This window comes from Lentisphaera araneosa HTCC2155, from assembly GCF_000170755.1.
GTDB lineage: Bacteria > Verrucomicrobiota > Lentisphaeria > Lentisphaerales > Lentisphaeraceae > Lentisphaera > Lentisphaera araneosa.
In genome coordinates, this window is record NZ_ABCK01000034.1 from 1 (window position 1) to 26,934 (window position 26,934).

24 protein-coding genes are annotated in these 26,934 nt (G+C 37.4%); 3 read left to right on the forward strand and 21 right to left on the reverse strand.

Translation table 11 applies throughout. The annotated features are described in order from the left end of the window. The first annotated feature begins 274 nt into the window (after nucleotides 1-274). The 3 genes from LNTAR_RS28370 (at nucleotide 275) to LNTAR_RS21920 (ending at nucleotide 3,299) form a co-directional block, all read left to right on the forward strand. Entirely contained in the window at nucleotides 275-742 is a 468-nt protein-coding gene (locus LNTAR_RS28370; protein WP_007280954.1) for a type II secretion system protein, read from the forward strand. Between the two features lie 206 nt (nucleotides 743-948). Beyond that, the gene (locus tag LNTAR_RS27795) at nucleotides 949-1,908 is read left to right on the forward strand and encodes a glycosyltransferase (protein WP_420798233.1); all 960 of its coding nucleotides are present in this window, start codon (nucleotides 949-951) and stop codon (nucleotides 1,906-1,908) included. 41 nt (nucleotides 1,909-1,949) lie between these two features. Continuing rightward, nucleotides 1,950-3,299 carry a dolichyl-phosphate-mannose--protein mannosyltransferase gene (locus LNTAR_RS21920; RefSeq protein ID WP_007280956.1) on the forward strand — a complete coding sequence of 450 codons (1,350 nt, stop codon included), beginning with the start codon at nucleotides 1,950-1,952 and terminating at the stop codon, nucleotides 3,297-3,299. A 53-nt stretch (nucleotides 3,300-3,352) separates the two neighbouring features. Here the strand turns inward: LNTAR_RS21920 and LNTAR_RS21925 are convergent, their stop codons facing one another. From LNTAR_RS21925 to LNTAR_RS22025, 21 genes are all read right to left on the reverse strand, one after another. Next, nucleotides 3,353-4,414, reverse strand: coding sequence for a glycosyltransferase (locus LNTAR_RS21925; RefSeq protein ID WP_007280957.1), 1,062 nt, complete (start codon nucleotides 4,412-4,414; stop codon nucleotides 3,353-3,355). Continuing rightward, nucleotides 4,389-5,468: a glycosyltransferase family 4 protein gene (locus LNTAR_RS26275; protein ID WP_007280958.1), complete on the reverse strand. Its 1,080-nt coding sequence runs from the start codon at nucleotides 5,466-5,468 to the stop codon at nucleotides 4,389-4,391. The genes LNTAR_RS21925 and LNTAR_RS26275 overlap by 26 nt, the downstream gene beginning before the upstream one ends. Next, nucleotides 5,465-6,367, reverse strand: coding sequence for a glycosyltransferase family 2 protein (locus LNTAR_RS21935; protein ID WP_007280959.1), 903 nt, complete (start codon nucleotides 6,365-6,367; stop codon nucleotides 5,465-5,467). Before LNTAR_RS21935 ends, LNTAR_RS26275 begins: the two co-directional genes overlap by 4 nt. Beyond that, nucleotides 6,364-7,212, reverse strand: coding sequence for a sugar nucleotide-binding protein (locus LNTAR_RS21940; protein WP_007280960.1), 849 nt, complete (start codon nucleotides 7,210-7,212; stop codon nucleotides 6,364-6,366). The genes LNTAR_RS21935 and LNTAR_RS21940 overlap by 4 nt, the downstream gene beginning before the upstream one ends. Continuing rightward, nucleotides 7,212-8,330, reverse strand: a complete 1,119-nt coding sequence (gene wecB / locus LNTAR_RS21945) for a non-hydrolyzing UDP-N-acetylglucosamine 2-epimerase (RefSeq protein WP_007280961.1) — start codon at nucleotides 8,328-8,330, stop codon at nucleotides 7,212-7,214. Before wecB ends, LNTAR_RS21940 begins: the two co-directional genes overlap by 1 nt. 2 nt (nucleotides 8,331-8,332) lie before the next feature. Then, complete coding sequence (locus LNTAR_RS21950) at nucleotides 8,333-9,349, reverse strand: polysaccharide biosynthesis protein (RefSeq protein ID WP_007280962.1); 1,017 nt, start codon at nucleotides 9,347-9,349, stop codon at nucleotides 8,333-8,335. A 157-nt stretch (nucleotides 9,350-9,506) separates the two neighbouring features. Next, on the reverse strand, nucleotides 9,507-10,637 hold the full coding sequence (locus tag LNTAR_RS21955; RefSeq protein ID WP_007280963.1) for a glycosyltransferase family protein: 1,131 nt from the start codon (nucleotides 10,635-10,637) through the stop codon (nucleotides 9,507-9,509). Continuing rightward, nucleotides 10,634-11,641 carry a glycosyltransferase family 2 protein gene (locus tag LNTAR_RS21960; protein WP_007280964.1) on the reverse strand — a complete coding sequence of 336 codons (1,008 nt, stop codon included), beginning with the start codon at nucleotides 11,639-11,641 and terminating at the stop codon, nucleotides 10,634-10,636. Before LNTAR_RS21960 ends, LNTAR_RS21955 begins: the two co-directional genes overlap by 4 nt. Nucleotides 11,642-11,784: 143 nt before the next feature. Next, on the reverse strand, nucleotides 11,785-12,723 hold the full coding sequence (locus LNTAR_RS21965; RefSeq protein WP_007280965.1) for an FkbM family methyltransferase: 939 nt from the start codon (nucleotides 12,721-12,723) through the stop codon (nucleotides 11,785-11,787). Next, on the reverse strand, nucleotides 12,720-13,787 hold the full coding sequence (locus LNTAR_RS21970) for an NAD-dependent epimerase/dehydratase family protein (protein ID WP_007280966.1): 1,068 nt from the start codon (nucleotides 13,785-13,787) through the stop codon (nucleotides 12,720-12,722). Before LNTAR_RS21970 ends, LNTAR_RS21965 begins: the two co-directional genes overlap by 4 nt. A gap of 15 nt (nucleotides 13,788-13,802) precedes the next feature. Beyond that, nucleotides 13,803-15,635 (reverse strand): thiamine pyrophosphate-binding protein, encoded by a 1,833-nt coding sequence (locus LNTAR_RS21975; protein WP_007280967.1) that lies wholly within the window; start codon nucleotides 15,633-15,635, stop codon nucleotides 13,803-13,805. Continuing rightward, nucleotides 15,622-16,695, reverse strand: a complete 1,074-nt coding sequence (locus LNTAR_RS21980; protein WP_007280968.1) for an NAD-dependent epimerase/dehydratase family protein — start codon at nucleotides 16,693-16,695, stop codon at nucleotides 15,622-15,624. Before LNTAR_RS21980 ends, LNTAR_RS21975 begins: the two co-directional genes overlap by 14 nt. Next, nucleotides 16,692-17,708, reverse strand: a complete 1,017-nt coding sequence (dmpG, locus tag LNTAR_RS21985) for a 4-hydroxy-2-oxovalerate aldolase (RefSeq protein ID WP_007280969.1) — start codon at nucleotides 17,706-17,708, stop codon at nucleotides 16,692-16,694. The genes LNTAR_RS21980 and dmpG overlap by 4 nt, the downstream gene beginning before the upstream one ends. Continuing rightward, nucleotides 17,705-18,586, reverse strand: a complete 882-nt coding sequence (locus LNTAR_RS21990) for an acetaldehyde dehydrogenase (acetylating) (RefSeq protein ID WP_007280970.1) — start codon at nucleotides 18,584-18,586, stop codon at nucleotides 17,705-17,707. Before LNTAR_RS21990 ends, dmpG begins: the two co-directional genes overlap by 4 nt. A gap of 11 nt (nucleotides 18,587-18,597) precedes the next feature. Beyond that, entirely contained in the window at nucleotides 18,598-19,926 is a 1,329-nt protein-coding gene (rfbH, locus tag LNTAR_RS21995) for a lipopolysaccharide biosynthesis protein RfbH (RefSeq protein ID WP_007280971.1), read from the reverse strand. After that, on the reverse strand, nucleotides 19,913-20,992 hold the full coding sequence (gene rfbG / locus LNTAR_RS22000) for a CDP-glucose 4,6-dehydratase (RefSeq protein WP_007280972.1): 1,080 nt from the start codon (nucleotides 20,990-20,992) through the stop codon (nucleotides 19,913-19,915). The genes rfbH and rfbG overlap by 14 nt, the downstream gene beginning before the upstream one ends. After that, nucleotides 20,974-21,744, reverse strand: coding sequence for a glucose-1-phosphate cytidylyltransferase (rfbF, locus tag LNTAR_RS22005; RefSeq protein ID WP_007280973.1), 771 nt, complete (start codon nucleotides 21,742-21,744; stop codon nucleotides 20,974-20,976). Before rfbF ends, rfbG begins: the two co-directional genes overlap by 19 nt. Continuing rightward, a complete protein-coding gene (locus LNTAR_RS22010) occupies nucleotides 21,741-23,531 on the reverse strand; it encodes an ABC transporter ATP-binding protein (RefSeq protein ID WP_007280974.1) in 1,791 nt (596 codons plus the stop codon). The genes rfbF and LNTAR_RS22010 overlap by 4 nt, the downstream gene beginning before the upstream one ends. A 303-nt stretch (nucleotides 23,532-23,834) precedes the next feature. Continuing rightward, nucleotides 23,835-24,230, reverse strand: coding sequence for a GxxExxY protein (locus LNTAR_RS22015; RefSeq protein WP_007280975.1), 396 nt, complete (start codon nucleotides 24,228-24,230; stop codon nucleotides 23,835-23,837). Nucleotides 24,231-24,263: 33 nt separating this feature from the next. Continuing rightward, on the reverse strand, nucleotides 24,264-24,848 hold the full coding sequence (locus LNTAR_RS22020) for a helix-turn-helix domain-containing protein (protein ID WP_007280976.1): 585 nt from the start codon (nucleotides 24,846-24,848) through the stop codon (nucleotides 24,264-24,266). Between the two features lie 748 nt (nucleotides 24,849-25,596). Then, nucleotides 25,597-26,748, reverse strand: coding sequence for an ATP-binding protein (locus LNTAR_RS22025; protein WP_007280978.1), 1,152 nt, complete (start codon nucleotides 26,746-26,748; stop codon nucleotides 25,597-25,599). Between the last annotated feature and the right edge of the window lie 186 nt (nucleotides 26,749-26,934).

Genomic DNA, 26,934 nt, shown 5'->3' on the forward strand with positions numbered 1-26,934 from the left:
AACTGGTGGTGCTGCTGAAGCTCACAAATCTGGTGGCAAAGCTAACGTTTTAGGTGGTGACGGTCATGTGGAAGCTGCCGCTGCTCGTCTCACTCAGTCTGACAGTGATCTATAATAATATAGTTATTCAAAAAATTCCTACATAATGTAGGACTTAGAATTTAAAAAAAGCCCTCCCTCACGGAGGGTTTTTTTTATACTAAATTAACCTTATTTAAGAACATTAATACCTTCAAGCTATTGACAATATCGTAATATTTACTAACATTGAATTATGAAAAAATCAAAATTTACACTCATAGAATTACTTGTCGTTGTTGCCATCATAGGTATCCTTGCTGCTATGATTCTACCAAGTTTAGCAAGAGCTCGAGATAAAGCTAAACAATCTAATTGTAGGGGAAATCTAAAAAGTATCGGCACTGCAATTAGGATTTATTTTTCAGATCAACCTAATGAAGTAGTTCCTAATCCTGGAACAGATACCGAACTAAACGCAAGTCATATTTGGGTAACAACCTTTGATATCCCTTCGCAGTTTCTTTCTTGTCCCGCCAGTCGAGAAAATAATGATTCACAAATTTACCGTAGCGTATCTACGGGTAATGACTTGCAATGGGGAGATTTACTCACTGAACCGGATGAAATATTAGTTGAAGACTTGAACCCCCATAAATTTGGTGGCACGGTTAATAAACTCTTCCCAGATGGTCATGTTGAATCAGGTGCCGCTAGTCCCTAGAAAAAGATCACCCCCTCTTTGTAGATTTGACTTAATCTCCCCTCTCATACAAATCTAAGCATTTAATAAAAAATGCTTAACACAAGTAAATAAATAATGTACTCCTTAACTATTGTTATCCCCTGCTACAATGAAGAGACAACCTTAAATGATTGCCTAGATAAGTTCTTGAAATAGCTAATGAACTACTAAAATTAGAAATCATTATTGTTGATGATTATTCAAGTGATAGTAGCCTAGAGCTAGCAAAGCGTCGATCAGAGCAAGACTCAAGAATAAAAGTTTTTCAACACGATAAAAATAGTGGTAAAGGCGCAGCCCTCCGCACAGGCTTCCAAAAAGCCACCGGTGATTTTGTCGCTGTTCAAGATGCCGACCTCGAGTACGACCCCAAAGACCTACTTCGATTAATTGAACCCCTTAAAAATGGTAAAGCTGACGTTTGTTTGGGCTCTCGATTCCATTCTAACTCCGAACACCGCGTCCTCAATTTTTGGCACTCTATGGGCAATAAATTTTTAACTTATTGTTCAAATATCTGTTCTGATCTTTATTTAACCGATATGGAAACTTGTTATAAAGTCTTTAAAAGAGAAGTCATCCAAAGTATTGATATTAAAGAAAATCGTTTTGGATTTGAGCCAGAGGTCATTGCGAAAATTGCTGCCAAACGAATCCCCGTTTATGAAATGGGCATTTCTTATTATGGGCGTTCTTATGACGAAGGAAAAAAAATCGGTGCCAAAGATGGTTTTAGAGCACTCTATTGTATTCTGAAATACAACTTCTCTGGACGTTCTATCCCCATGCAAGCCTTCATGTATTTTTTTATTGGCTTAAGTGCAGCAGTTTTTAACTTTATAGTTTTTAAATCACTCTATTCACTTATGGATGTAAATACAAATTACGCTGCCCCTATTGCTTTTATTTCTGCGGCAGGATTAAACTACCTACTCTGTCAAATTATTTTTACACGAAAATCATGGAGCCGTTTCACTGAGTTGATTGTCTACTCTCTGGTCGTGTCAGTAGTGTGCATCGTAGATTGGTACATAACCAAATCAGCCATCAATGCAGGAGTCAACTCAACGTGGGCAAAAATACTTGCTACGGGTATAGCATTTATTTTTAATTTTCTCGGCCGCCGCTTTATTGTTTTTAAATAAATAAAGGCTTAGAATCACGGCTTTTAGTAAACAGGTGAACAATGAATAAAAGATTTTATATAGCTGGCCTCTTTACATTAATTATACAGATTATTTGTATCCCTGGACAAAACATATGTTTTGAACCTGACACTGGAACATACCTCAACTGGTCCCCTATTCGTACTACTGCTTATCCAGTTTTTTTAAATCTCCTCCAATTATTTACTGATAATTGGAAGTTCTACTCTGCTATTCAACTTATCTTAAGTAGCTGGGCGGTACTATTTCTCATTTTCGAGCTTTCATTCATTTTAAAAAAACAATCTCTAATTTGGTTTTGCTGGGCCTGCTTTATGCTCAACCCTATTCTATTCTGGCTCAACATAAAAATTTTAACTGAGAGCTTATTTCTCACTCTCATGGTCTGTATCATTGCTTACACTCTCCGCTTTGTCCGTCAAGAGATGAAGAATCATAAGACACTTGTTCTCCTCTCTGTATGTGTAAGCCTTTCAATCTCTATACGTCCTGCGGGTATGTTTTACCTCCCTGCTTTAGTCTTTTTTATTTTCTTACTTATACAAGACAAACAAAAAATGCTTCCATCCATCTTCGCACTATTCATTCCGTGCTTTTTAATTATGGGATTATCGAAAGCTATATATACTTCTCAACATGGCCAGGGGAAATCACTTCTCGATGCACATATCTTTGCTCGAGGTCTTATGATCATGACTGAAAAAGATACACCTCTTCTACCCCCTAACTTACAGAAGGAGGCTCCACAAATACTCGACCTTAACAAGAAAGTCAACTCACTCCAGGGCTTTAACCTTCGTCACTTGATTCGCACGCGACAAGAAGTTATGTACCAACACCAACTCAACCATCAAATGACTGATCAAGATAGAAAGCAATTAGGAATAACACTCATAAAAAATAATTTTTACCAATATTTCAAACTAACTAGTTTACATTTTTTCCATCTGTGGTCTGGTTTTGAAGTCTGCTCCCAAGCAGAATCAGATTCTTATGCCCAGCAAAATAAAAATTGGACAAAAATCAACTTAGTTAAGGATTTTTCTTGGCAAGATACACTAGTCAAAAAGAGGCGTGTTTTCCCAATAGCCTGGCTACATTGGGGATTACTCATCCCCTTGTTTATCATTAGCTTCACTGCTTTTTACTCAATTTATTTACGCATAAAAAAAACCGACACCCCTTACCTCAGGCTTGCCGGTTTCTTCTCAATTTGTTGCATTGGCAGTTCACTTTTAACTGCCATGGTAGGTATAGCTACCCTACGTTATACTCTTACTCTAACACCTTTTATACTCATCATCTTCATTTTATGGTTCATCCATATCCAACAATCAAAAAGCAGCCCATCTCTCCCCGAAACTGCTTAAATGTATCCTTTACCTCTACAACCATCCCCCCAGTCATAACGCTATCTTCCCCTCTATTGTCCCTCATATAACGCCAAGTATTCATCCGCCATTTTTTGTACTGTAAAAGGGAAAGTCCCTTGCACTTTTGATTTTTGTATAGCTTGTTGAACTTGCGCTATGAAATTAATTTTAGTAGAGCAAACACCATTATCGTAATATTCCATAAGTTCTGGTAAAGAATCTACAGCATTAGCGACAATTGGCACACCATGACTCATTGCTTCAATCAATGTCAAACCAAAACCCTCATAATTTGAGGGCATCACAAAGCAGTCAAAAGCCCCAATACAGGACGCGGCATCAGAACGAAAACCTGGAAGAACACATTTTATATTATCAGGGAGTTCTTTAACCAGCGCCTCGAGTTGAGTTCGTTCTTCACCTTCCCCTAAAATAACGAGCCCCCACTTCTCCTCAGGAGGTACTGTGACACCTTTTAACTCCTTCAAAAACCAGTCGTAGCCCTTCTGTTGATTGAGCCTTCCAACCGAACCCATTATCTTATTGCAATGATCCAACCCCCATTCTTTTCGTAGAGACTTCAAGGTTTGAGAACTGAGTTTGGGAGGGCAGGTAAGCCCGTTGTAGACTACGGGCAAGGATTCTACACCTATCTTCTTCGCGTGAAAATCCGCTACGGCTTTAGAAACGCAAGTTTGCGTTACATGCTCTGAGAAAGTCAATCGATCCCATAAAAAATGCCAGCCCTTATTGGACCGGCGTTCTGCGATGTGCACTGTATTGATTAACTGTATTTTTGTAGGTACTAATAAACGACTCAAGAGATTCGAATGAATCATGTGGGCATGAACCACATCAGTCTTAAACTCTTTGAGCAGCCTGCGGAGTTTAAAAACTCCAAATGGATTCTTTTTCGATAGATTAAGGGATTCATACTTCACTCCCGCTTGTTCAAGATCGTCGACAATCGTCTGATTACGATCTTGAGGAATCGGCGCCAAACTAATCACCAAAACCTCGTGCCCCAAGCGTACTAGTTCACGACTAAGCTCAAGTATCACCCGCTCGGCTCCCGCCAAGAGCAGCTCAGTTGTTAATTGAATAACCCGCATAATCTTTCTCTAAAATCTCTAAGTATTTTTGTGCTGATTGACTCCAATCATATTTTTTGAGAATCGTTGCTGATTTTTGTGTGAAATCCACATCTCTTTTAAAACCTTGCAACACCTTCCCAAGTTCATCTGCATCATCTCCATCAATATAAACGGCGGCATCACCGGCGACTTCCGGTATTGACCCGTCACGACTCACAATTACAGGACATCCGTGTGCATAGGCTTCGAGTATAGGTAAGCCAAAACCTTCATTCTTGGATACATATAAAAAAGCTTTTGCATTATCATATAATACTGAGACATCTTCATCTTTTACATAGCCGAGAAAATGTACATTAGTAAGGCCTAAAAGTTTCGCTTTTTCAGGTATCTCAGGATAAAGTACTTTACCCACTAGCAATAATCGCTCATTTGGTGTTTTCGAAAAGGCCTCGAGTAATAAATCGATATTTTTCTTTGGTCGTATGGAAGAGACAAAGAGATAATAATCTCCATCCTCTAAACTTAATTCCTTCAATACTTGTGCACGATTTTTATCCGATGGAATCAACACCGATTCATCGTACGATGGTGATATCACGTCCACTTTACGATCAAGCTTCAGTTCCATGGTAATATCTTTTGCTGTACTATGTGAGTTAGTAATGATCCGGCTCGCTAATCTAGTAGACATTTGAAATAAAAATTTATGTTTACCAAATCCGCCTTCATTAGTATCATAAAGCCATTGACACTCATGCGCATAAGGATACATTTTCAGCCCTTTGATTGGTAAAGTTAAATTAGTTACCCCCGAGACAAAAGCATCTACTCCCTCTAGCTTTAACGCTTTTCGGAGCCTAAACCAGCGCCATAAATGAGCTTTTCCTGTCTCCACCACACAACAGTTTCCAGGTAGATTCACTAAACATTGGGGCCTCTCTCTACAAATCAAGATGTGTTGATGCGCAACACCCAAGAGCCACATTTTACTAAAGAGATTAAACGCTAATTTCTCTACACCTGTTAATTCATTCCCCTCTAAAATGGAGACATCATAAGCAATTCTCATGATTTCTCTTTGAGTTTTTTTAAAAGTTTATGTAAATTTGGAAAAGTCATGGAGATCCAATGCTTAAAAGTACTCTTAAATAAATTCAGTGTGAAAATCAGCTCAAATACAAGCCGGTTTTGTTTTATCTCAAAAATATCCTGAATCTCATCCCAAAAAACATTTAAAAATTTATGTGTATTAACGACTCCGGAATAAGCATAACTTAAATGAGTGCCACGGCAACCACCTTCGTAATCATGAAACATATGATACGCCGCCACTGACGATTCATAATACATTTTAGCCCCATGACGATAAGCATTTAGGTAAAAATGTGACTCCTCACGTAGGCCATTACCTCTATATCTACCACAATACGGATACTGTACCGCCCAATCACGTCGGAATATACTACATGCGTGTAAATAGGGTGTAGGAATAGCCTCATCAAATTGACATGAGTAATCAAATCCTAGAGAATTGCGTGACTTAAACTCTTTATTAGACATTAGCATTGCGCGCCCCTGTGCGGACTCATAAGTTTCATCTCGGTTCATATTAATCATGCGCCCCGCAATGAAATCGGCCCGAAGTTCAATCATTTTTTTATATAAGCTCTCTACATAGTCGGCCGCCATGTAAACATCATCTTCACCCATAATCAAATATTTAGATGTACTGAGTTCCACTCCTTTATTACGAGCGCCAGGTTGCTTCAAGTTTTCTGGGTTACGGTAATATAGGAATTTCGGATGATCGAGTTCAGCATATTCTAATTCAGTTCCATCCGTCGAACAGTCGTCAACTAAAATGATTTTTTCAACAGGCAAAGATAAGTATAATGGCAAGGTAATACGTAATTGTGGCGCCCTGTTATATGAAGGAATAACAATACTAATTGGAAGGTTTTTTTTCATACAGAATGGCTATAAAGCTCTCTATTTATCGTGACCCAATGCTTCATTTCTTTTATCATCGTTTTATAATCATTTATCACTCCCAAATCAGGGTAATTACAAACTAAGCTTTTATCAACTTTATATTGATCACATGGATGAATAGTTAGATCTAAATTAAATTCATTATTTATGATCGATAATAACTCGTATTTACTGATTTTTCGAGCAGGGACAAGCTGATATAAACCATGACTTAACGCCCCATCTAATATATGGATAATCATTTTTGATAATTCCATTGTTGTTAAACCGGTCCAATAAGCTTTAGAATAACCTGTAAGCTCACCCCTTTGCTGAATACACCAGTTATAAAGACCTGTCCCAAGCTTCAGTTCAGGCCCAATAATAGAGGTCCGTATAACTAAAGAGGTCTCTGAAATCAGTTCACCAAGTGCTTTACTTTTGGCATACATCCCTTCTCCATCAACTTTGGAATTCACTGTATAAGAACCATCGATACCTGAAAACACACAATCCGTGCTTATGTGAATAAATTTAAATTGATGTTTAAGGGATTGTTCATTAAAAAAATGAGGGAGATAACTATTCATTAACACAGCATTACTCATACAATTTTCAGATGCCGAAATAAGTACACCTATACAATTAATCACGACATCGTAATTATTATCATGTAAATGCTGCTCTAATGAGTGAAAATCTGAAGCATCCATCTTAATATCAGTAAATTCTCCATCACGACGACTCAAGCCTTTTACTGTGATGTGCTTTTGTTCTTTTAATTTCTTGTACAAAACATGTCCTAACATGCCTTCAGAGCCTAAAACTAAGACCGTTAACATTATTTACTCCAAACAACACGATTCACATAATCAATATAACTATGAATAATACGAACGACTTTTTTTGATATATAATCTCCATTATAATCATCTACGATTTTTGGGAAATTATCACATTGACCTGAGCTTACAATTTTTATGGCATTAACTATATTTTCACTCTCTAAACCACACATTATCAATGTACCTTCATCCATGCCCTCAGGACGTTCGTGTGCATCACGAATCGTAACTGCAGGGAAGCCCAAAATCGAAGATTCTTCCGTTATTGTACCACTATCTGATATAGTACAAAAAGCATTTTTTTGGAGTGATATATAATCAAAAAAACCTAATGGTTTCAAGAAAGTGACCTTGTCATCCAACCTTACATCTTTGTATTCTGCCAACTTTTTACGTGTTCTTGGATGAGTAGAAACAATGATTTTTTTACCGAACTCATTAACTAATTGGTTTAAACTATTTAAAAAATGAGAGAAATTAATAGGGTTATCTACGTTTTCTTCACGATGAATTGATACTACAAAGTATTCTTTTTCTTCTAAGTCTAAGCTTTTTAATATTGTGGAATTATCTATCGCCATTTGATTATTCATCAATACTTCTTTCATCGATGAGCCCACTTTAAGAATTCTTTCCGCAGGTAAGCCTTCTTGAATTAAGTAACGACGAGCATGCTCAGTGAGGGTCATATTAATATCACTTAGATGATCAATGATTTTCCTATTAACCTCTTCCGGAACTCGTTGATCAAAGCATCTATTACCTGCTTCCATATGGAAAATTGGGATTTTTCTTTTTTTGGCACTGATGACCGACAAACAACTATTCGTATCTCCATAAAGTAATATGGCATCCGGCTTTAACTTTTCAAAAACTTCATCGGATTTCGTAATTATATTAGCTATCGTAATGGCCGCATTAGCTCCCGCTGCCTCTAAAAAATAATCTGGCTTACGAATACCTAAATCATCAAAAAAGACTTGGTTTAATTCATAATCATAATTTTGGCCCGAATGAACGAGTATATGCTCACAGTGCTTATCCAACTCAGATATAACTGCACTAAGTTTAATTATTTCTGGTCTAGTCCCAACAATCGTAACAATTTTTCTCATAATTAGGTCCAAGAAGCTAATTCAGCCTGAATATAATCAAGGGATAATAGCAGTTCAACCATTTCATCTACTTCATATATCTCTGTATTTGCGGAGGTATAATCATCTAATTTTGAAACCGTTTCATCTCCTTCAGAATAATATTTAGAGTAATTTAACCCTCGTGTATCTAAAGGAACTCTATAGTAATCACCCAAATCTTCGGCTATTAACATTTCTTCACGGCTTAGGAGTGCTTCATGTTTTTTCTCACCGTGGCGAGTGCCTATAATTTTAATTTCATTATCAGCTTTAAAAATTTCCTGTAAAGCTTTCGCTAAAGTCAAAATGGTGCATGCAGGGGATTTCTGAACAAAGATATCTCCTTGTTTACCATTTTGGAAAGCAAATAAAACTAAACCAACAGCATCTTCTAAAGACATCATAAATCGAGTCATATTAGGGTCTGTAATTGTTAAATCTTTTCCCTCTTTGATTAATTCAACAAAAAGCGGAATCACTGAGCCCCGTGAAGCCATAACATTCCCATAACGGGTACAACTCAAGAGTGTTTTATTGTCTATGACTTTTCTTGATGACGCAACCACAGCTTTTTCCATTAAGGCTTTGCTCATTCCCATTGCGTTGATTGGATAGACTGCCTTATCGGTACTGAGTGCGATCATTTTTTGTACACCGTTCGCGATGGCTGCATTCACAGTGTTTTCAGTCCCTAAAATATTCGTTTTGACTGCTTCAATTGGATAAAATTCACATGATGGGACTTGTTTTAATGCTGCGGCACTAAAAACATAATCGACCCCCGCCATTGCGAAGTTCACACTGTTATAATCCCGCACATCGCCAATATAGAATTTTATTTTTTCATTTTTATATTTGAGGCGCATATCATGCTGCTTTTTTTCATCACGGCTTAGAATGCGAATCTCTTTGATCTCACTATCTAAAAACTTATCTAGAACCGCATTGCCAAATGAACCCGTTCCACCTGTTATCAAAAGTGTATTATCTTTAAACATGTTCTTCCTCTTGTTATGTATAATTCATCACAATCACCCAGAATATGGGATAAAACCCCTCATCCCTTGGTCCATCCCTTGCAGGAGGGGAAACAGAGTCTCTCTCGTATGCGGAGCATCATGCGATCTCATCTGGTCAATCGTATTATTCATTGTGTTATTTCACCACAACACTTCGTAGAATTACCGTATTTAATTTCAACATATTAATTTCAATACTAAATTCTTGTGACAATTCTAATGCATTCATGATTAAGCGCCCTTGATCTTGTCTGCCTTCTTTACAGCTCAATAATTCATCTCGTAATTCCTTTAATGTATTACAAACTAAAGCTGCCTCATGTTTCTTAAGTAAAAAATCAACAAAACAATTTTCTGGAACAAAAGCTAGAATAATTTTCCCTGATGCTAAATATTCTCCCATTTTCCCTGGCGCAGCAGTCATTATCACAGAATCTAAATTACTAGTTTTACATAAAGGCAAAAATAAAATATCGTTCTGCTGATGTAACTCTTCTAATTCACTCTGTTTTACAAATGGCATTATCGATACGTTTTCATTTTGGAAGAATTTATAGTCCGAAACATCACTCGATGTGAAAATATTTAATTTAAAGCCTGTCTCCTTCAAACACATACTAAGTTCTTCAATCGCCCTGGCCTGAGCATCGTATATCGCACCCGTATAAAGAATATTAATGTTCTCCTGTATTGTTATTATATTAACCTCAGCTTTGGTCGTCGCACAAGATGGATTTCTAACAAGCTCGCAGTCTATGCCAAATTGATTATCTAACTTATTTTTTATAAACTCATTTGGCACAATAACCACATCAGCTTTGGGTATAATAAAGCGACCAGAATACCTAGCAAAACACGCCCTTAAGCCACTCCATTGCTCAAGATAATCATCAAACATGTATAGTACAAAAGGCTTTTTTTTAATTCGTGATGCCAGATATCCCACTGGAATGCCTATTAAATCACCCGTACATACAACCAATAATTCAATTTTTTTTGATTTAATAAGTTTGGCCAACGAAAAAACCGAATAAATAATTCGAAAAACTGACCTTAATATTGCAAAAACAAAACAACGAGATTCTCTAATCGGCTCATGTAAGTAATAATGTTCACACGGGAGTGGTTCTGATTTAGTTTTATAAAATTCTTCATATGAACTAATGAAACAATAATCAAAACCTTCATTATTCTTTAACAATCTATGAAGCATTACCGCATTACCGTTTGGACTAGGCGGTAGAGCCTCCGAAAAAAAAGCGATCATCCTACTCTTCCTTTAAATAAAGACCAAATCATTTTATTTTTAAGAAAAGCTTTAACGATACTCCCACAACAAATGATTAATGAACAAAAATTTCGTGGTGAAATTGAAATAATACATATTACACAATAGGGCGTCTTGATATATTGTTTAAATTCTTTCTTATACCGAACGGCTGTAGAGTAATTTAATGACGCGCAAGCTCGTAAAAATAATAGTCGAGGAAAAGTACATAGTTCCGTAATCTTCAAAAAATCATTAATCGCTGCGAACTTACTCCTCAAGCTGTAAATAGATGGTAAATCCATAATCGTCAACGACCAATTTCGTAGCCCTATCTCGAATACTTCCTTGCCATTTGACCATGCAATTTTAGGCGTATTAGGAAGCTCTAAGCCTCTAACATATGAACTACCTATCCACCTTAAAGTAAAGTGCTCCTTGGCAATAGCTCTATATAACAGAACTGTGTGCGGATAAAAACATTTTGTGATACCCATCCAATCAACACTCATTATTACACTTTTTTTATGCACTATTGTACTCAAATTAGATGTAATACTTCCAAGTTCTGATAGTACTTTGCTATGACCTGAATATGTTTTATCTTGCCGATTCGGCATCCCTTTTAAGTTAAACACCATACAATCAGGGGAGTATATATTTATTTCTTCTAATGCTCGCTTAATTCCTGCAAGTGGTAATAAATTGGTATCGCCCACCATCCATATATAATCGGTTTCAGGATAACATAATGCCCTCTCAACATTTTTTATAGCACCAATATTCTCTTCATTGTTGATATACTGAATCAAATGACTTTTATTTTTCCACTGTTTAATCACCTCTTCAGTACTGTCAGTAGACGCATTATCAAAAATATAAAGCGCTACATTAAATTCACATAATTGTGGTAGGTGCAGTTCAATAAATTTATCTATATACTGAGCACGGTTATAAGTCGGGACCACTATCGAGAGCTTTTGGTTATACTCTATCTGACTCATCTTTGACCATTTACCTTACTTAAAAATTCTTCATTCATGTATATATTGAATTTGTTTCAACACCTTAAATCATTCTTATATTTTCAATATGCATCAAATAAAACCTGTTAATAATCTCTGGAATTCCCTATAGAGACATTGTGCTAAGTGAGGGTTTTACTTACTCTTTCCTGAATTAATTGGGCATGTTTTGTTTTATGTAGAAAAAAGAAATTAGTCTCTACAGTATCTTCATCCATCTCCATAAATTCTTTTAAGTTATTGTCTTGTGCGTAATAGCATCCGTAACCAAGGTCTTTGAAAAATGTGATTATTTCATTTGGATCATAATTAAATTTGGCAGTCCATTTTCTTAAAATCTCAGTAAAAACTATTGGCTTGTATTGCTCTATGGTTTGTACACCACCTTTAAAAACTAATAGTTCAGCACCCTCAACATCACATTTGATAAAGTCTAAATTTTTCAAGTTTAATTTCGGAAAGAAACTATCCAAAGGTTTTACTTTACAAGTATGTTTTTGATTTTCCCTAGTTTCATCTAATAAGGCGGAAGAAGCATTACCTGATCCTTCATCATAAAAATAAAATGTTAATTCATCTTCAATATTAGAAAGCCCTAAATTATACGTTTCTATTTGTTCACATTGATTAATTTTTATATTCTCTAATAAGCAATCATAGGTTTGTTTAATAGGTTCAAATGTATGAATTGTAATATTTTTTTTCACTTTAGCCGCAGCAATAGAATACCAGCCTATATTTGCACCAATATCAAAAAAGACACTGTTATCTTGAATCAAAGATAGAATCATGTCGGAATCTTTTTTTTCATAAAAGCCGAAATTTAGAATTTCTACTGGAGCAGTTCGTTGATCTTTTCTTTTACATAAAACTTTAATACCTAGTTCTTTAGACGTGATCTCTACGCCTTTTTCACTTATCTCTATTTTTTCAACATCTCTATTCTTAATAAATTCACTGTACTCAAAAAGTTTGTCATGTATTGAATACATTTGTTGAATATAGCTTTGTTTGTCAAGCTTACCTAAATTGTAGGCCTGCTCTAATTCTTCTAATCTCAATTGTAACTCCTTACAGTTTTACTAAACCCTTCTTTTACGCTTGTCATCGGACTCCATCCAAGAGCTTCTATCTTTGTGATACTGGGTACTTGTGTTTTAAGATGACTAGGTATATAGCCCTTCTTAGTTATTTTCTTGAATTGTAATTTAAGGTTTTTTTCTTTAAATAATGAGACTAAAGTTTCAGCTAATTCTTTTATGCTTTTTAGCTCATATGGATTTGCTATATTATAAGCTTCTTTATTTTCACCTTTAGATAAAACTAAGAAGAAAGCAGCGACCGCATCGGCTATATAACAAAATGGTCTTACGGCACTTCCGTCGCTATGTAATTCTATATCTTCATTATTAACTATATTCGAAACGAAATCTGAAAATACTCGTCCATCATCTAATTTCATCCCTGGTCCATAAGTATGGAAAGGTCTAATTATTTTCACATTTAAATCATATTGATGTGAATATGAAATACATATATTCTCACCCATTCGTTTACTCTCAGCATAGCAAGATCTTACATCTAGAGGATCGATATAACCATAGTCACGTTCAGTTATACTTGATGTGTCAATTTGACCATAAACTTCACCACTACTGAATAATAAAAAAGATTCACAGTTAGTTTTTATGGCTATATCAAGAAGGTTTTTTGTTCCAATGATATTTGGTAGCAATGTATCAACTGGAATTTTACCATAATACTTGGGACTAGCAAAGCTTGCGGCATGAATAATAAAATCGAGCTGTTCGGGTAAAAAATCTTTATTGTCATGATAATAAAATAGAGATATGTCTGCGATCACAAGATGGAAATTATCATGTTCCAAGTATTGCCCAAGTCTCGCGTTAAAATTTTTTTCTGTACGACACACCGCATAAATATTTATATTATAATCAGCATGAATGTTTAAATGCATAAGTACATCCACGATATATGCGGGCAGAAAACCGTTGGCACCAGATATTAATATATTTTTATTTTTAAAATTCGAAAAATCACCCGAGGCTAAAATCCCCTCAATATCTGCTTGTACAATACAATTATTCACATCAAAATTATTCACTGAAAAATCCTGGAGTTATAATTTTTCTGATTTTGGATGAATACCAATAATCATATTATTTGCCAAAACTTTTCTATCCAGTAGTGGTGATAAATCTTCTAGAGGGGGAGATACAATCTCTCCTTCTGCAGTCAAGGCAATTCCTAACTTTGGAACACATACTTGTTCAGGGTGCATAAATACTTCACAAAATGAAGGCCCTGGACTATTAAGGAATATTGGCAACACTTTTTCTGCATCTTCCCAAGTTCTTATTGCATGCATATCGAATTCAAATGCACTGGCAATCTTTGAGAAGTCAGGGCAACTGACACCGCTACTTTTATCAGTTCCACTATATCGACCTTCGAACAAACCTTTCTGTGTGTTCTTGATCATCAAATATCCATCATTGTTAAATATAAGAACTTTTATCGGTAGTTTATGATGAGCTATTGTCTGCAGTTCCTGGATGTTCATCATCATTCCACCATCACAATTTAAGCAAAGCACACTGCCCTTATCTAAAGCAAATGACGCTCCAATTGCAGCCGGAAGGCCATAACCCATCTCACCAAGTCCAGTACTTGTAAACAACCTTTTATTTCCATTGATTTTTAATACTTGAAAACCCGACAAGAGTGCGGTCCCCATATCTGTGACAATCACTTCATCATCCGGTACCAAATTTGAAATCATTTCCATAAGTGGATAAGAGTTAATATAACCATCTACATCTTTATGCTCAGGCCCTATTATAGGAAAACGTTGCTTATACTTCAAACACTGATTCATCCAATTTTGATATACAGGAATTTCTTTCGTAGCGACTTTTTTAAGAAAAAGTTCAAGAAAATCTTTTGCATCAGCACAAATACCATGCAATAGCCTTGACTGATGTTTCTCTACTTCATTTTTATCGATATCAACACAAATAATGGTGGCATCACGTGCTAATTCTGTTAGATCATAACCGATTTGAGGAATTGCCATACGTGTACCGATACTCATGACAAAATCGGCATTTTGAAGCACTAAATTAGAATAGCGCTGTCCATAGACACCAGCGCGACCAAATACATATGGATTATCGGAGTCAATCATATCAAGCCCCTGCCATGTTAATAAGGTAGGGCATTTTAAAGCGTCAAGTAATGGTTCTATGTATTCGAGCGCATCTGCTAAGCGAATGCCGTGGCCAAGCCAAAGAACTGGCCTTTTTGCACTTTGAAACTGTTCCAGTGTTTTGTCTACTGCTTTTTCAAGAGAATCTATATCCTTTACTGCCTGAAAATAATTCTTCTCTTCCGCTTGAAAAATACTCTGTTTCTTTTTATCGACCGTCATTCCTTGAATATCCATAGGTATTTCTAACCATGTGGGACCTTTTCTACCTTCTAAAGCTATGTGCTTCGCTTTATCTAACTCAAGATTAATTTGTAGAGGATCAGTCACCCTTTTTGCATATTTCGTTACTTTTTCGACCATCGCGATACTATCAAAACCCTGAATTCCCCAAATTCTTAAAGGGTTTGTAGTCGGGTTACAATAAATAGACTTTTCATTGCCACAGATAATAATTCCTGGTATTGAATCCATCCAACAACTAACCAAACCGGTAATCGTATTAGTGGTGCCAGCACCCGTTGTCACTATGCTTGCTGTTAGTTCGCCATTGGTACGATAATATGCCCCCATGGCCATTACTGCAGCCTGTTCATGGTGAACACATACTATTTCCGTAAAGCCCCGTCTTAAAATTGCATCAAAAATATGAGCATCTCCTGCTCCCACAATGCCAAAAACATGTCTTATATTATTATTTTCAAGGAATTCTGCTATCAGATCACTTACTCTATAATTTTCCATAACTTAATCCCCCTAGCTTATACCATGTTACGGCTTTTCTTATTGCCTCTTCGGTGCCGATTTTAAGCGGCAAATCAAAGGCAGTTTCAAATTTACTAATATCCGGTATGAATTTTGATTTATTAAGTGCACCTGGCGGACTATTCGTTGACACACCTAAATGGCCACCAAAAGACTGCTCTACAATTTGAGCAATAGATTGTAAGTCCATACTATCTGAACTTCCTAGATTAAACACATTCTTTTCAGAGGGGTTCAGGACAGCCCTTAAGGTCCATAATGCCATCTCACTGGGATACATATAACTTCGTATCGTAGTAGGTTCACCAAGAATCCTTATCGACTGACCATAGAGGCCATCTCTAATGAAATTATTAATTGCCCACGGTCTGTCAATTAATTGATGAGGACCAATAAATGCAAATGGCCGAAGTATTGTTGTAGGAATTTTATATTGGCTTCTATAGGCGTTGACTAAAGATTCGGAAGCTCTTTTTGCTTCACCATAATATGATAAAAGTCTTGTGCCAGTAGAGCTATAAAAAGTATTTTCATTGACATTCATAGCTTCGAATGGTTGCTGACCATATACATGTCCTGAACTAAAATGTGTGAAATTTAGTAATTTTTCAAGTCTATTACAAGCATCCAGAATTCTAGTCGTTCCCAAAATAATGTCTTTCATGATTTTAACGGGATTCGATGAATGTATTCTATTGTCTGGGTTACCGGCCAAATGTAATACGTACGATACGGAGGCATCAATTTCAGAAAGATTTTTAATGTCTTTATCAATTAAATCAATATACTTCTTTCTAAATATATGAGGGTAATCCTTCGCACTTTGGCTAATTGATGTTGCACAGGCTTTAATATTTATATTAAATTTGTGATGTTCATTAAGGTGATTAATTAACTCAATAAGCCATTTCCCTACATACCCATTCGCACCCGAAATAAAGAGAGACTTATTTTTTAAAGCGGTTAAAGTTCCCAACTGGCCAGCTAAAACTTGTTCACAGTCATTTTGAATATAATCTATTTGTTTGCTGTTAATCATTTAGTTTTTCCCTGTTGCTCTGCTATCTCCTGGGCCACTTCGATAATTATATCTTCCTGCCCGGCCACTACCCCTCTTTTTCCCAAACGAAATAGTACATCTCGGGGGTCAACGCCATAGCTTATTGACACACGATCTATATGCCTGATAAAACCCGAAAACACTCCAGCCATACCAGACGCAATTGATGTCGATTTTACTGAAGGGATAACATCAATTAAATATTCCTCTGCAATATCTCCGGCATCTAGAATTTTGTATAAATCTACACCAGTTGAATAACCACTTTTCTCAAGAACTGCTATCAATACTTCTAGCTGTGTATTACCTGCACCAGCACCAAATGCTCTTGCCGTACCATCTAAAATTGTTGCACCACATTCAGCAGCCACGAGAGAATTTGCAACGCCCATACCCAAATTATTATGGCCATGGAAGCCAACATGCCCATTAAGAGCAGTTCGCAAAGCGGTGACTCGTTTTTTCACATCTTGGGGTAAATAGGCACCTGCGGAATCCATGATGACCACACCTTCAGCTCCATAAGACTCCATCTTTAATGCTTCGGACACTAATGTTTCAATTCCTGCCATATGACTCATCATTAAAACACCATATACTTCTTTACCTCTCTCTCGTACAAATGATATGTGTTTTTTCGTTACATCAGCTTCTGTCACATGACTAGCGATTCTATAAACATCTACACCGATGTCCAAAGCCAGTTTTAAATCTCTTTCTATTGTTGCAAATCCTGGGATACAATGTATGCCTAACTTTGTCGTAGTTAATTGTGACTTAGCTGCTTCCAGTAAATCAATATCGGACTCTTTGGCCAAACCTACCTGCAGTGATGATGCTCCGATGCCATTGCCATGACCAACTTCAAGTATAGGGACGTTTGCGGCATTAGCTGCTTTTGCATAAATTTTCACCTGTTCTACACTAAGTTGATGACCTACTGCATGATTGCCATCCCTCAGTGTGGGATCACTAATAATAATATTTTTCATGATTGTCCTACCACACTATTTTTTATCGCATACTCCTCAGCCATCGCAATCGCCGCACAATTTATGATATCTAAATTACCCGCATAGCGTGGAAGGTAATCACCCAAACCGCAACACCTAACTGTAACAACTATCCTACCACCTTCGTAGACTGGTTGAACAATAACTTCATAGCCAGTTACATATTCTTGAATCTTTTTTTCCATTTCTTTGATGGGGGAAATTAAGGACTCTACCTCCACTTGATCAACCTTGGCAAAAATGGTTGTCTGCATATTAATACAAGGTATTGCAGGATTTAAATTAAGGATAGCCTTTACATTTTCACATCCAGTTAAATGTCTTAAACCTGCCTCAGTATTATAGATATATTCATCAATATTTTCTCTTGTACCTGGTCCAGCACTTTTAGATGCAATACTAGAAACAACTTCTATATATTCAATATTTTTCACATTCCTAAATATAGTGTAAGCCATTGGAATGGAGGCTTGCCCACCACAGGTAATCATATTTATATTTGCGGCACTTAAACAACTCGGACCATTTATTGCTGGTATGCAAATCTTGCCAACCTGTGAAGGAGTCATGTCTATACATTTGATACCTAAATCCTTGAAGATATTGGCATGGATTTTATGACTTTGTGCAGAGGTGGCATCAAAAACTAAATCAATATTTTCTTTATTCTCGACTATAGCGTCTATACTTTTATCTGAGACTATTATACCTAAAGAACTAGCCTTAATCATTCCGTTAGAGGCAAAACTTCTTCCTACAAAAAGAACACAATCCAAAAACTTTGAACGCATGACTTTAATCAAAAGATCTGTACCAATATTTCCGCTACCCAAAATTGCTATTTTCAATTTTTTCATATCAACATTCTTTATTTATACACACGGGAAGTTGTACTAATCATAAACTCAATCATTTCTTGTGTCATACCTGGATAGACGCCTAACCAAAAAGTATCGTTCATAATTTTGTCGGTATTTTGGAGGTCGCCAACAACGCGGTAGACTGAATCATCACCACGAATGTCATCAAAACAGGGATGGCGGGTGATGTTACCTGCGAAGAGCATGCGCGTTTGAATATTATTTTTTTCGAGTTCGCCAACGATCTGGGCTCGACTAAGGGGCGAAGAATCTTTAACTGTGATGGGGAAGCCAAACCAACTGGGATCTGAGTTCTCAGTCGCTTGCGGGAGAATCAAGAACTCGTCTAAATCCTTGAGTCCATCATGGAGCCCTTGAAAATTACGGCGCCGTGCTTCAGTGACTTGATCAAGTTTTTTTAATTGCTCTACGCCGATAGCCGCCTGCATATCTGTGACTTTGAGATTGTAGCCAAAATGAGAATAAATATATTTATGGTCGTAGCCTTTGGGTAGGGTGCCCAGCGACCAGCCGAAACGCTTACCACAGGAATCATCTTTCCCAGATGGGCAAAAACAGTCACGTCCCCAATCGCGAAATGATTCCGCAATCATCTTGAGCTTGCCGCTCTTCATGTAAACGGCGCCACCTTCGCCCATGGTGAGGTGATGTGGTGGATAAAAACTACTTGTGGCAATATCACCAAAAGTTCCTGTTTGTTGTCCCGCATATTCACTGCCGAGGGCATCACAATTATCTTCAATAAGCCATAAATTGTGTTTATCACAAAAAGCTTTTACTCGAGCTAAATCAAAAGGATTACCTAGTGTATGGGCAATCATCACCGCTTTTGTTTTATCACTTACGGCTAACTCAAGCTGCGAGCAATCAATATTATAAGTTCCAAGTTCCACATCAACAAAAACGGGAACGGCGCCAAATTGTAATAATGGCGATACCGTAGTTGGAAAGCCGGCGGCAACTGTAATGACTTCATCACCACGTTTGATTGCTCTTTCCTTTAACTTATGGGAAGTCAAAGTCATAAAGGCCACGAGATTGGCGGATGAACCCGAATTGACCAAGAGGCAGTGCTTAACTCCCATCTTAGCCGCAAATTCCAATTCAAATTGCTTACAAAAGCGACCCGAAGTTAGCCAAAACTCCAAGGAAGAATCCACTAAGTTAACTAATTCATTTTCATCAAAAAAACGACCTCCATAATTGATTCGACTTTCCCCTGGAATGAAGTCCTGATCGGATTTATCGTGCACTAAAGAGTAATATTCTTTAGTTTTTTCTAAAATTTCATTTTTTAATTTTTCAGCTTCGTTCACTTAATTCTCTCATGTAATCGTTAATATCATTCACTGTGTTGATAGTTTTGTTTTCAATTGAGTTTTTATACCACGCGACCGTTCTTTGTATACTCTGTTCACAATTCCATAACGGCTGCCAATCAAGTTTTACATTAGCTTGCGAACTATCGAGTTTTAACAATTTGGCCTCATGCAAATCTGCTAAAGATTCATTGAGCTCATAATCAATTTCATTCCAAACGGCTTTACTCATTTCTAAAATATCTTCAACCGATCTAATATCGCTATCCGCAGGACCAAAATTCCATGCCTGAGCGCATTCCTTTTTCCTTTGTAAAAGCTTCGACCCCAGAAGAAGGTAGCCATAAAGACAATCTAAAACGTGCTGCCAAGGACGTATAGAATGGGGGCTGCGAATAAATACCTTTTCTTTATTCATGGTGGCTTTTATAACATCTGGTATCAGGCGATCTTTTGACCAATCACCACCCGCAATCACATTACCTGCACGAGCACTCGCAATTAAAGTGTGATGCTTCAGGCCATAATCATCTAAATTAAAGAATGATCTTCTAAAACTACTAATCAATAATTCGGCACAGGCTTTTGATGCGCTATAGGGATCATAACCGCCCATGGGCTCATTTTCTCTGTAGCCCCACAACCATTCTTTATTTTCGTAACATTTATCAGTTGTAATGCAGATAATCGCTTTGATTGAATCTACTCCTCGACAAGCTTGTAAAACATGACCTGTCCCCATGACATTGGTTTGATAAGTCCCTAAAGGGTCTTCATAAGAGTCACGCACTAGTGGCTGAGCCGCTAAATGAAAAATGATTTCAGGTTGAATTCGCTTAATTTGATTATTTAAATGATCAAAATTACAGATATCCCCCGTGGTGAAATCACCCTCTAAAGCCAATTCCGAAAAATGATCTTTAACTTCAAGTTTTTTGGAATAGCCGAAGACTTGTGCACCTAATATTTCCAACCATTGACAAAGCCAAGAGCCTTTAAAGCCAGTGTGCCCAGTCACAAGTACGCGCTTATCTTTGTAAAAACTTAATTCCATACTTTCCATGGTGCATTACCTTCTGCCCAGAGTTTTTCCAAATAATTCTTTTCACGAAGAGTATCCATAGGCTGCCAAAAACCTTCATGAACATAACAGGCCATTTGCTGGTCTTTGGCCAAATTCTTCATAGGTTCTTGTTCAAAAACAATCTCGTCGCCATCTATATAATCAATCACTTTAGGAGATAAAACGAAAAAACCACCATTAATTAAACCACCATCACCCATGGGTTTTTCCTCAAAAGCTTCGACTTGATGCTCAGTTAATTTAATCGCGCCAAAACGACCCGGCGGATAGGTTCCAGTAACAGTAGCTAATAAGCCTTGCTGGCGGTGAAAGTAAATGAGCTTGTCGATGGGAACATCACTGACTCCATCACCATAAGTGAAACAAAAATCTTCATCACCTAAGTATTCCTTCACGCGTTTAAGACGACCTCCAGTCATCGTCTCTAGACCAGTGTCCACCAATGTCACTTTCCAGTCCTCAGCGTTATTGTGATGCACTTCCATTTTATTATTTTTCATATCAAAAGTCACATCAGACATGTGAAGAAAATAATTGGCAAAATATTCTTTAATAACATAGCCCTTATAGCCACAGCAAATAATAAACTCCTTAATACCGTAATGAGAGTATATTTTCATGATATGCCAGAGGATCGGCTTACCTCCAATATCAACCATTGGCTTAGGTTTGTAATCCGTTTCTTCGGAAATTCGCGTACCCAAACCTCCTGCTAAAATTACTGCTTTCATTTATTCTCCTCCATTTGTCGGTTCCACATACTAGAAAACTCCCCTTGCTTAGATACAAGTTCATCGAAGCTTCCCTCTTCAAGTACAGAGCCATCTTTCATCACAATCACCTGATCTGCACCTTTAATTGTTGATAAGCGGTGGGCAATAACAATCAGAGTTGTTTCTTGGGCAATTTGAGTGATAGATTGCTGAATCATTTTTTCTGACTCTGTATCTAGTGAAGACGTCGCTTCATCGAGGATGAGAATTTCCGGTTGACGCAAAATAGCTCGCGCAATCGCTAGGCGTTGAATTTGGCCCCCAGAAAGACGTACTCCACGATCGCCCACTTCGGTATCCAAGCCCTGCTGTAATTTTTTTACAAATTCCCAAGCATTCGCTTTTTGACAAGCTTGGATGAGTTCTTGTTCTGAGGCAGATTCTTTCGACCACAAGAGATTTTCTCGAATTGTGGTATTAAACAAGACGCTTTGCTGGGGAACATAGCCAATTTTTTCACGGTAGGATTTGAGGTCTAAATCCTGTAAAGCCACGCCCCCGATGAGTAAGTCTCCCTGGGGAATTTCGTGAAAGCCCATGACCACATCCGCTAAGGTGGATTTGCCTGAACCCGACGAGCCTACCAAAGCCGTCATTTGTCCCTTTTTAATCCTTATATTAACTTGCGCCAAAGCCTTAAGCTCTGCACCTTCGTAAGCAAAGGAGAGATTTTTCAATTGAATACCGCCATCTAGGCCCGCAAATTTTTGTTCACCACTCTGAATGGGGTGAGCCAAGGCGTCTTGCTCGAGTTGATAGACATTATCAAAACTTGAGACCATCTGACCTAAGCTACTTTTGGCACTCAAAAAACTTGAGATAAAGGGCGTCGTTTTCCATAAGGCGTAGAGCACAATGGAGAGCTGAGCAAAAGACATCTCAAAATAACGCGAACAGGCATAGGCAATAATGATGGAAATAATTCCAATGGGATAAAAAAGTTCTTGCACCACTTTTCCCAAAACATAAAAACGTACATTGAGGCCCTCTTGTACCTGCTGTTGCTCCGACAACTTATCATAAGCGTAATTTTGGCAGCTAAAAGCCTGAATAACTTTTGCCAAGGAAAAGGATTCCTGGGTGATAGAATTCGAAACACCTGCCGAAGCTACGTAAGTTTGACCCCATTTATGGCTCAAGCGCGTCAACATAAAGAGAGGTATGGCACAACACAGCGCTACCCCTAAGCAAATCAGCGTAATCTTCCAGGACATCAAAAATGCGAGCCCCCCAAAAACTGTGATTTGCACAAGTGAGACACACATCTGACTCAAGTTATCATAGGCAATAGTCAAATGCTGCGTTTCCCGGGTAATACTATTAATAAATTGCCCCTGATTTCTTGTTAAATAAAATTTCCAATTGGCATTGACCACCGCCTTGTAGAGATTGAGTACCATATCCTTCTGTAATGCTGCTCGAATCTTGGCCATGAAATAATTTGTTAGGATAGTGACGAAAGATCTAGAGATATACAAAAATAGAAAAAAGCCGAGGGCAAAGATACTCGTTTTGGGCAAGCCTAAGGAATCAAAAAACTCAAAGACTCGCTGAGTGACTTGTGTATATTCAGCGCCCGCTCCCTGATCATTCATGATCAAGTCAAAAATGGGCGCCACCATAAGTGCTGCAGAGGCATCGACAAAGGCACCAAGGCATAAAGTCAGAATACCAAAGATGAGGCTCTTGCGATAATGCTGCCAAAGATACTTGGCAAAGTTTAGAGTTGGACGTGAAGAGGACATGATAATTTTGAGTGGAACAACGAATTTCGCTAATTATACGAATTGTTTTTTGGGTTAAAACTTTATGTTGTTATGGTTGACCGCATTGCTTTATTTATATTTTTCATTCGTAGAATCTGTGTAATTAGTTGTTTCATGCTTTTAAAAGTTCTAACAGCGAATTTCGCTAATTGAACGAATTATTTTTTGGGTTAAAACTTGATGTTGTTATGGTTGACCGCATTGCTTTATTTATATTTTTTATTCGTGAAATCTGTGTAATTAGTTGTTTCATGCTTTTAAAAGTTCTAACAGCGAATTTCGCTAATTATACGAATTATGATATTTATTAATAAGGCGTTTATAAACAAGAGATTTCTCTCCAAAGTTAACTAGAATTCCCAGAGGCTTATTACTTGCTTTCAAGTAATTGATAACTTGGGCTTCATGATTATGGTCTAGTGCTTTGACTGCCTTGAGTTCTACAACAATTTGATCATAGCAAAGAAAATCCACATAGAATTTTTTCTCAAGTAACTGATCATTAAATAAAATATTAAGTTCTTTCTCGCGTTCATTTGGAATAGCTACTTTGTTAAAAGTAATCTCTAGAGCTTCTTGATAGACAGCTTCTAAAAAACCTTGACCCAGCTCCTTATGTACAGCAATACATGCTCCAATAATTGCGTAACTCTCTGCTTTGAGAATAAGTTCTTTCATTCGTATAATTTGTTTAATTCGCTGTTAAACTTTTTAATTGAAGATCCAGTGGAAGTTATCATTTACTTTGACACCCTCAGGCAAATAATTATTTGCCGTCGGCTGCTTGGGATCATATAGGCAAACTAAAACGGCTCCATGCTTATTATCAACTAAGTCGCTTAACAACTGTGTATCATGCCCTAAAAAGCTCTTTTTCTCATCATCGTAAATGGCTTCGAGTTCAAGCCCCCATTCCTTGAGACCGAGATAGACGATTTCAGCTAAGTCCCCCGCACCTAGAAAAGATAGTTTTTTGACTCCGGAATCAGCGAGATCACGACAGACTTGAGAGCTGAGTTTTCTGGCTTCATGATAGAAATGCATCGAAAAATCGAGAAACTCCATAGTAAGGCGTGCTTTCTCGGAGATGCCCTTCGGAGTGAGAAAATAATCCCAACGGCGCGAATGAACTTTTTTTATATGTAACAAGCCGCGACCCGCCATTTTTTTTAAAACTTCATGAGCCAGTTTAATACTACAGCCCAGTTTTTGGGCGGCAATGCGGTTACTCAAATGCGGAGTTTCTTCCACATGCTTGAGAATTTCGAGTTCTTGAATGTCGTTTTTATGAATCATAAGATTTATTAAAAGAAGCTATTGCCATGGGAGTATAAATAAGCTAAAATATCACCTAGGCAGGCTCCGCATCAAAACTGAATTTCGAGAGCACAGAATTGATTATCGTTTGTTTTATTAAAGTTACTAAAAAAAACGATAGATTTCAAGAGCTACTTTCAATTTTCAGCAGTATTTTTAAAAAATTGGATACACTGAAAATAATTTTTAATTGTCAATGTTGAATTTTGAATGAAGGGAAAGAATGAAACCACAGATCCAACAGATAGCACAGATGGTTAGAGCAATTTTTAATTGTGAGGGTTTAATGGTGAATGGAAGGAAAGAAATAAAAACAAAAACTGGAACCACGAAACACACAGAAAAGCACGGAAGGATCAGGTGAATTGAAGAGAAGTAAAAAACTTTTCCACTCATCTTCGGTCATAAGAGCCGCAACAACGAATTTCACCAATTGAACGAATTAAAGGCGGCCTAACCACAGATCTAGCAGATAGCACAGATGGCGAAGAGATAGTTTTAAATGGTGAATTTTTAATTTTAAATGATGCGTAGAATAAAGAAGGAATAAGTAAACCACTAATCTTCACTAATTAACACTAATAATCACCTCAGCACAAAGTGCGTAAACTCAGCGTGAAGTGCGTAAACTCAGCGTGAAGTGCGTAAACTCAGCACGAAGTGCGCTACCTAAGCACGAAGTGCGCTACCTAAGCACGGAGGCATAGGGCGATTTTCTTCAGAAACGTTAGACGAGCTCGGTCAGCTCTTTGAAGTTCCTGAGGTAGTAATTATCACTCAAATCCATTGAATCGCCATTGTAGACGAGCAGTGATTTGGCGTCCATTAGGGTCCTCATTTTCACGAGTGATTTCAACTGCTTACTCGCATAGGTACTGGCTGATTTAACTTCAATTTGCCAGTCAAAATCATTGATATTGATAAGTAAGTCGACTTCGTTGCCATTACTATCGCGGAAAAAGTAAGCCTGATCCATGGAGCCTTGATTCAATTGATATTTAAGAAATTCGAGCACGACTAAATTTTCAAAAATGCTCCCCACTAGTGGATCGCGCTGCAAGTGATTACGATTTTTAATGCCCAGCAAAAAGCACAAGAGGCCTAACTCAATAAAATAGTACTTTGATGACTTAATCGCCCGCTTACCAAAGTTATTATAATAAGGGGGCAATTTATAAATAATAAAAGACGCCTCTAAAATGGACAACCAATCTTTGATGGTTTTTTGACTAACTCCAAGGTCATTTGCCAAGGAAGAATAATCCATGATTTGCCCTGCCCTACCCGCGAGCAGCTTCATGAATTTCTCAAACAAACCTTGGTCCTTGAGCTTTATCAGTTGACGAACATCACGCTCGACGTAGGTCTGATAATAGTTCGAGTAAGCCACATAAGGTCGTATGGAACGGTCGTAAACTTGCGGCAAGAAACCTTTTAATGAGTACTCTTCGAAGCTTTCATAAGCAATTCCCGCAGCCTCCAACTCACTAATGCTAAAGGGCAGGAGTTTAATAATTGCCGTTCGCCCTGCCAAGGACTGACTAATTGCCGCTTTAAGCTCAAGTTGATGCGAGCCAGTCAAGACATACTGACCCATAATCTTATTTTGATCGATAATAACTTGTATGTAACTCAACAAATGGGGTACGCGCTGAATCTCATCGATGATAAGCTTGCCCTTGAACTGAGCTAGGTAGGCTTTGGGGTCTTCGCTGGCCAAAGCACGCGTTTCTGGATCCTCCAAATTACTGTAGTCATAAGATGGCAACTCAACTTTTGCCAAGGTAGTTTTCCCAGCTTGACGAGGCCCTAAAATTGTGACCACGGGAAATTCGCGACAAAGCTGGTGAAACTCAGATGTAATAGCTCGTTTAATCATAGTAGCATATTATCTATGTTAAAAAATAGTTCAAGTAATATATTACATAAAATATCACGGTCTTTGGCCTGAGAGGGGCGCTTCGCTGAGTTATTTTCATTCGTGTCATATGTGTCATTCGCTGTTTAACAGCGAATTTCGCAAATTAAACGAAGGTAAGAAGGGCAATTTTTAATTGTGAATTTT

Coding starts and splice junctions, on each gene's coding strand:
- LNTAR_RS21955 (WP_007280963.1), bottom strand. CDS start 10,637: ATGATCGCTTTTTTTTCGGAGGCTCTACCGCCTAGTCCAAACGGTAAT.
- rfbF (WP_007280973.1), bottom strand. CDS start 21,744: ATGAAAGCAGTAATTTTAGCAGGAGGTTTGGGTACGCGAATTTCCGAA.
- LNTAR_RS22015 (WP_007280975.1), bottom strand. CDS start 24,230: ATGAAAGAACTTATTCTCAAAGCAGAGAGTTACGCAATTATTGGAGCA.
- LNTAR_RS22025 (WP_007280978.1), bottom strand. CDS start 26,748: ATGATTAAACGAGCTATTACATCTGAGTTTCACCAGCTTTGTCGCGAA.
- LNTAR_RS21935 (WP_007280959.1), bottom strand. CDS start 6,367: ATGAAAAAAAACCTTCCAATTAGTATTGTTATTCCTTCATATAACAGG.
- LNTAR_RS21990 (WP_007280970.1), bottom strand. CDS start 18,586: ATGAAAAAATTGAAAATAGCAATTTTGGGTAGCGGAAATATTGGTACA.
- LNTAR_RS26275 (WP_007280958.1), bottom strand. CDS start 5,468: ATGAGAATTGCTTATGATGTCTCCATTTTAGAGGGGAATGAATTAACA.
- LNTAR_RS21920 (WP_007280956.1), top strand. CDS start 1,950: ATGAATAAAAGATTTTATATAGCTGGCCTCTTTACATTAATTATACAG.
- LNTAR_RS21950 (WP_007280962.1), bottom strand. CDS start 9,349: ATGTTTAAAGATAATACACTTTTGATAACAGGTGGAACGGGTTCATTT.
- rfbG (WP_007280972.1), bottom strand. CDS start 20,992: ATGGAAAGTATGGAATTAAGTTTTTACAAAGATAAGCGCGTACTTGTG.
- LNTAR_RS22020 (WP_007280976.1), bottom strand. CDS start 24,848: ATGATTCATAAAAACGACATTCAAGAACTCGAAATTCTCAAGCATGTG.
- wecB (WP_007280961.1), bottom strand. CDS start 8,330: ATGAGAAAAATTGTTACGATTGTTGGGACTAGACCAGAAATAATTAAA.
- LNTAR_RS22010 (WP_007280974.1), bottom strand. CDS start 23,531: ATGTCCTCTTCACGTCCAACTCTAAACTTTGCCAAGTATCTTTGGCAG.
- LNTAR_RS21925 (WP_007280957.1), bottom strand. CDS start 4,414: ATGCGGGTTATTCAATTAACAACTGAGCTGCTCTTGGCGGGAGCCGAG.
- LNTAR_RS21940 (WP_007280960.1), bottom strand. CDS start 7,212: ATGTTAACGGTCTTAGTTTTAGGCTCTGAAGGCATGTTAGGACATGTT.
- dmpG (WP_007280969.1), bottom strand. CDS start 17,708: ATGAAAAATATTATTATTAGTGATCCCACACTGAGGGATGGCAATCAT.
- LNTAR_RS28370 (WP_007280954.1), top strand. CDS start 275: ATGAAAAAATCAAAATTTACACTCATAGAATTACTTGTCGTTGTTGCC.
- LNTAR_RS21975 (WP_007280967.1), bottom strand. CDS start 15,635: ATGGAAAATTATAGAGTAAGTGATCTGATAGCAGAATTCCTTGAAAAT.
- LNTAR_RS21960 (WP_007280964.1), bottom strand. CDS start 11,641: ATGAGTCAGATAGAGTATAACCAAAAGCTCTCGATAGTGGTCCCGACT.
- LNTAR_RS21980 (WP_007280968.1), bottom strand. CDS start 16,695: ATGATTAACAGCAAACAAATAGATTATATTCAAAATGACTGTGAACAA.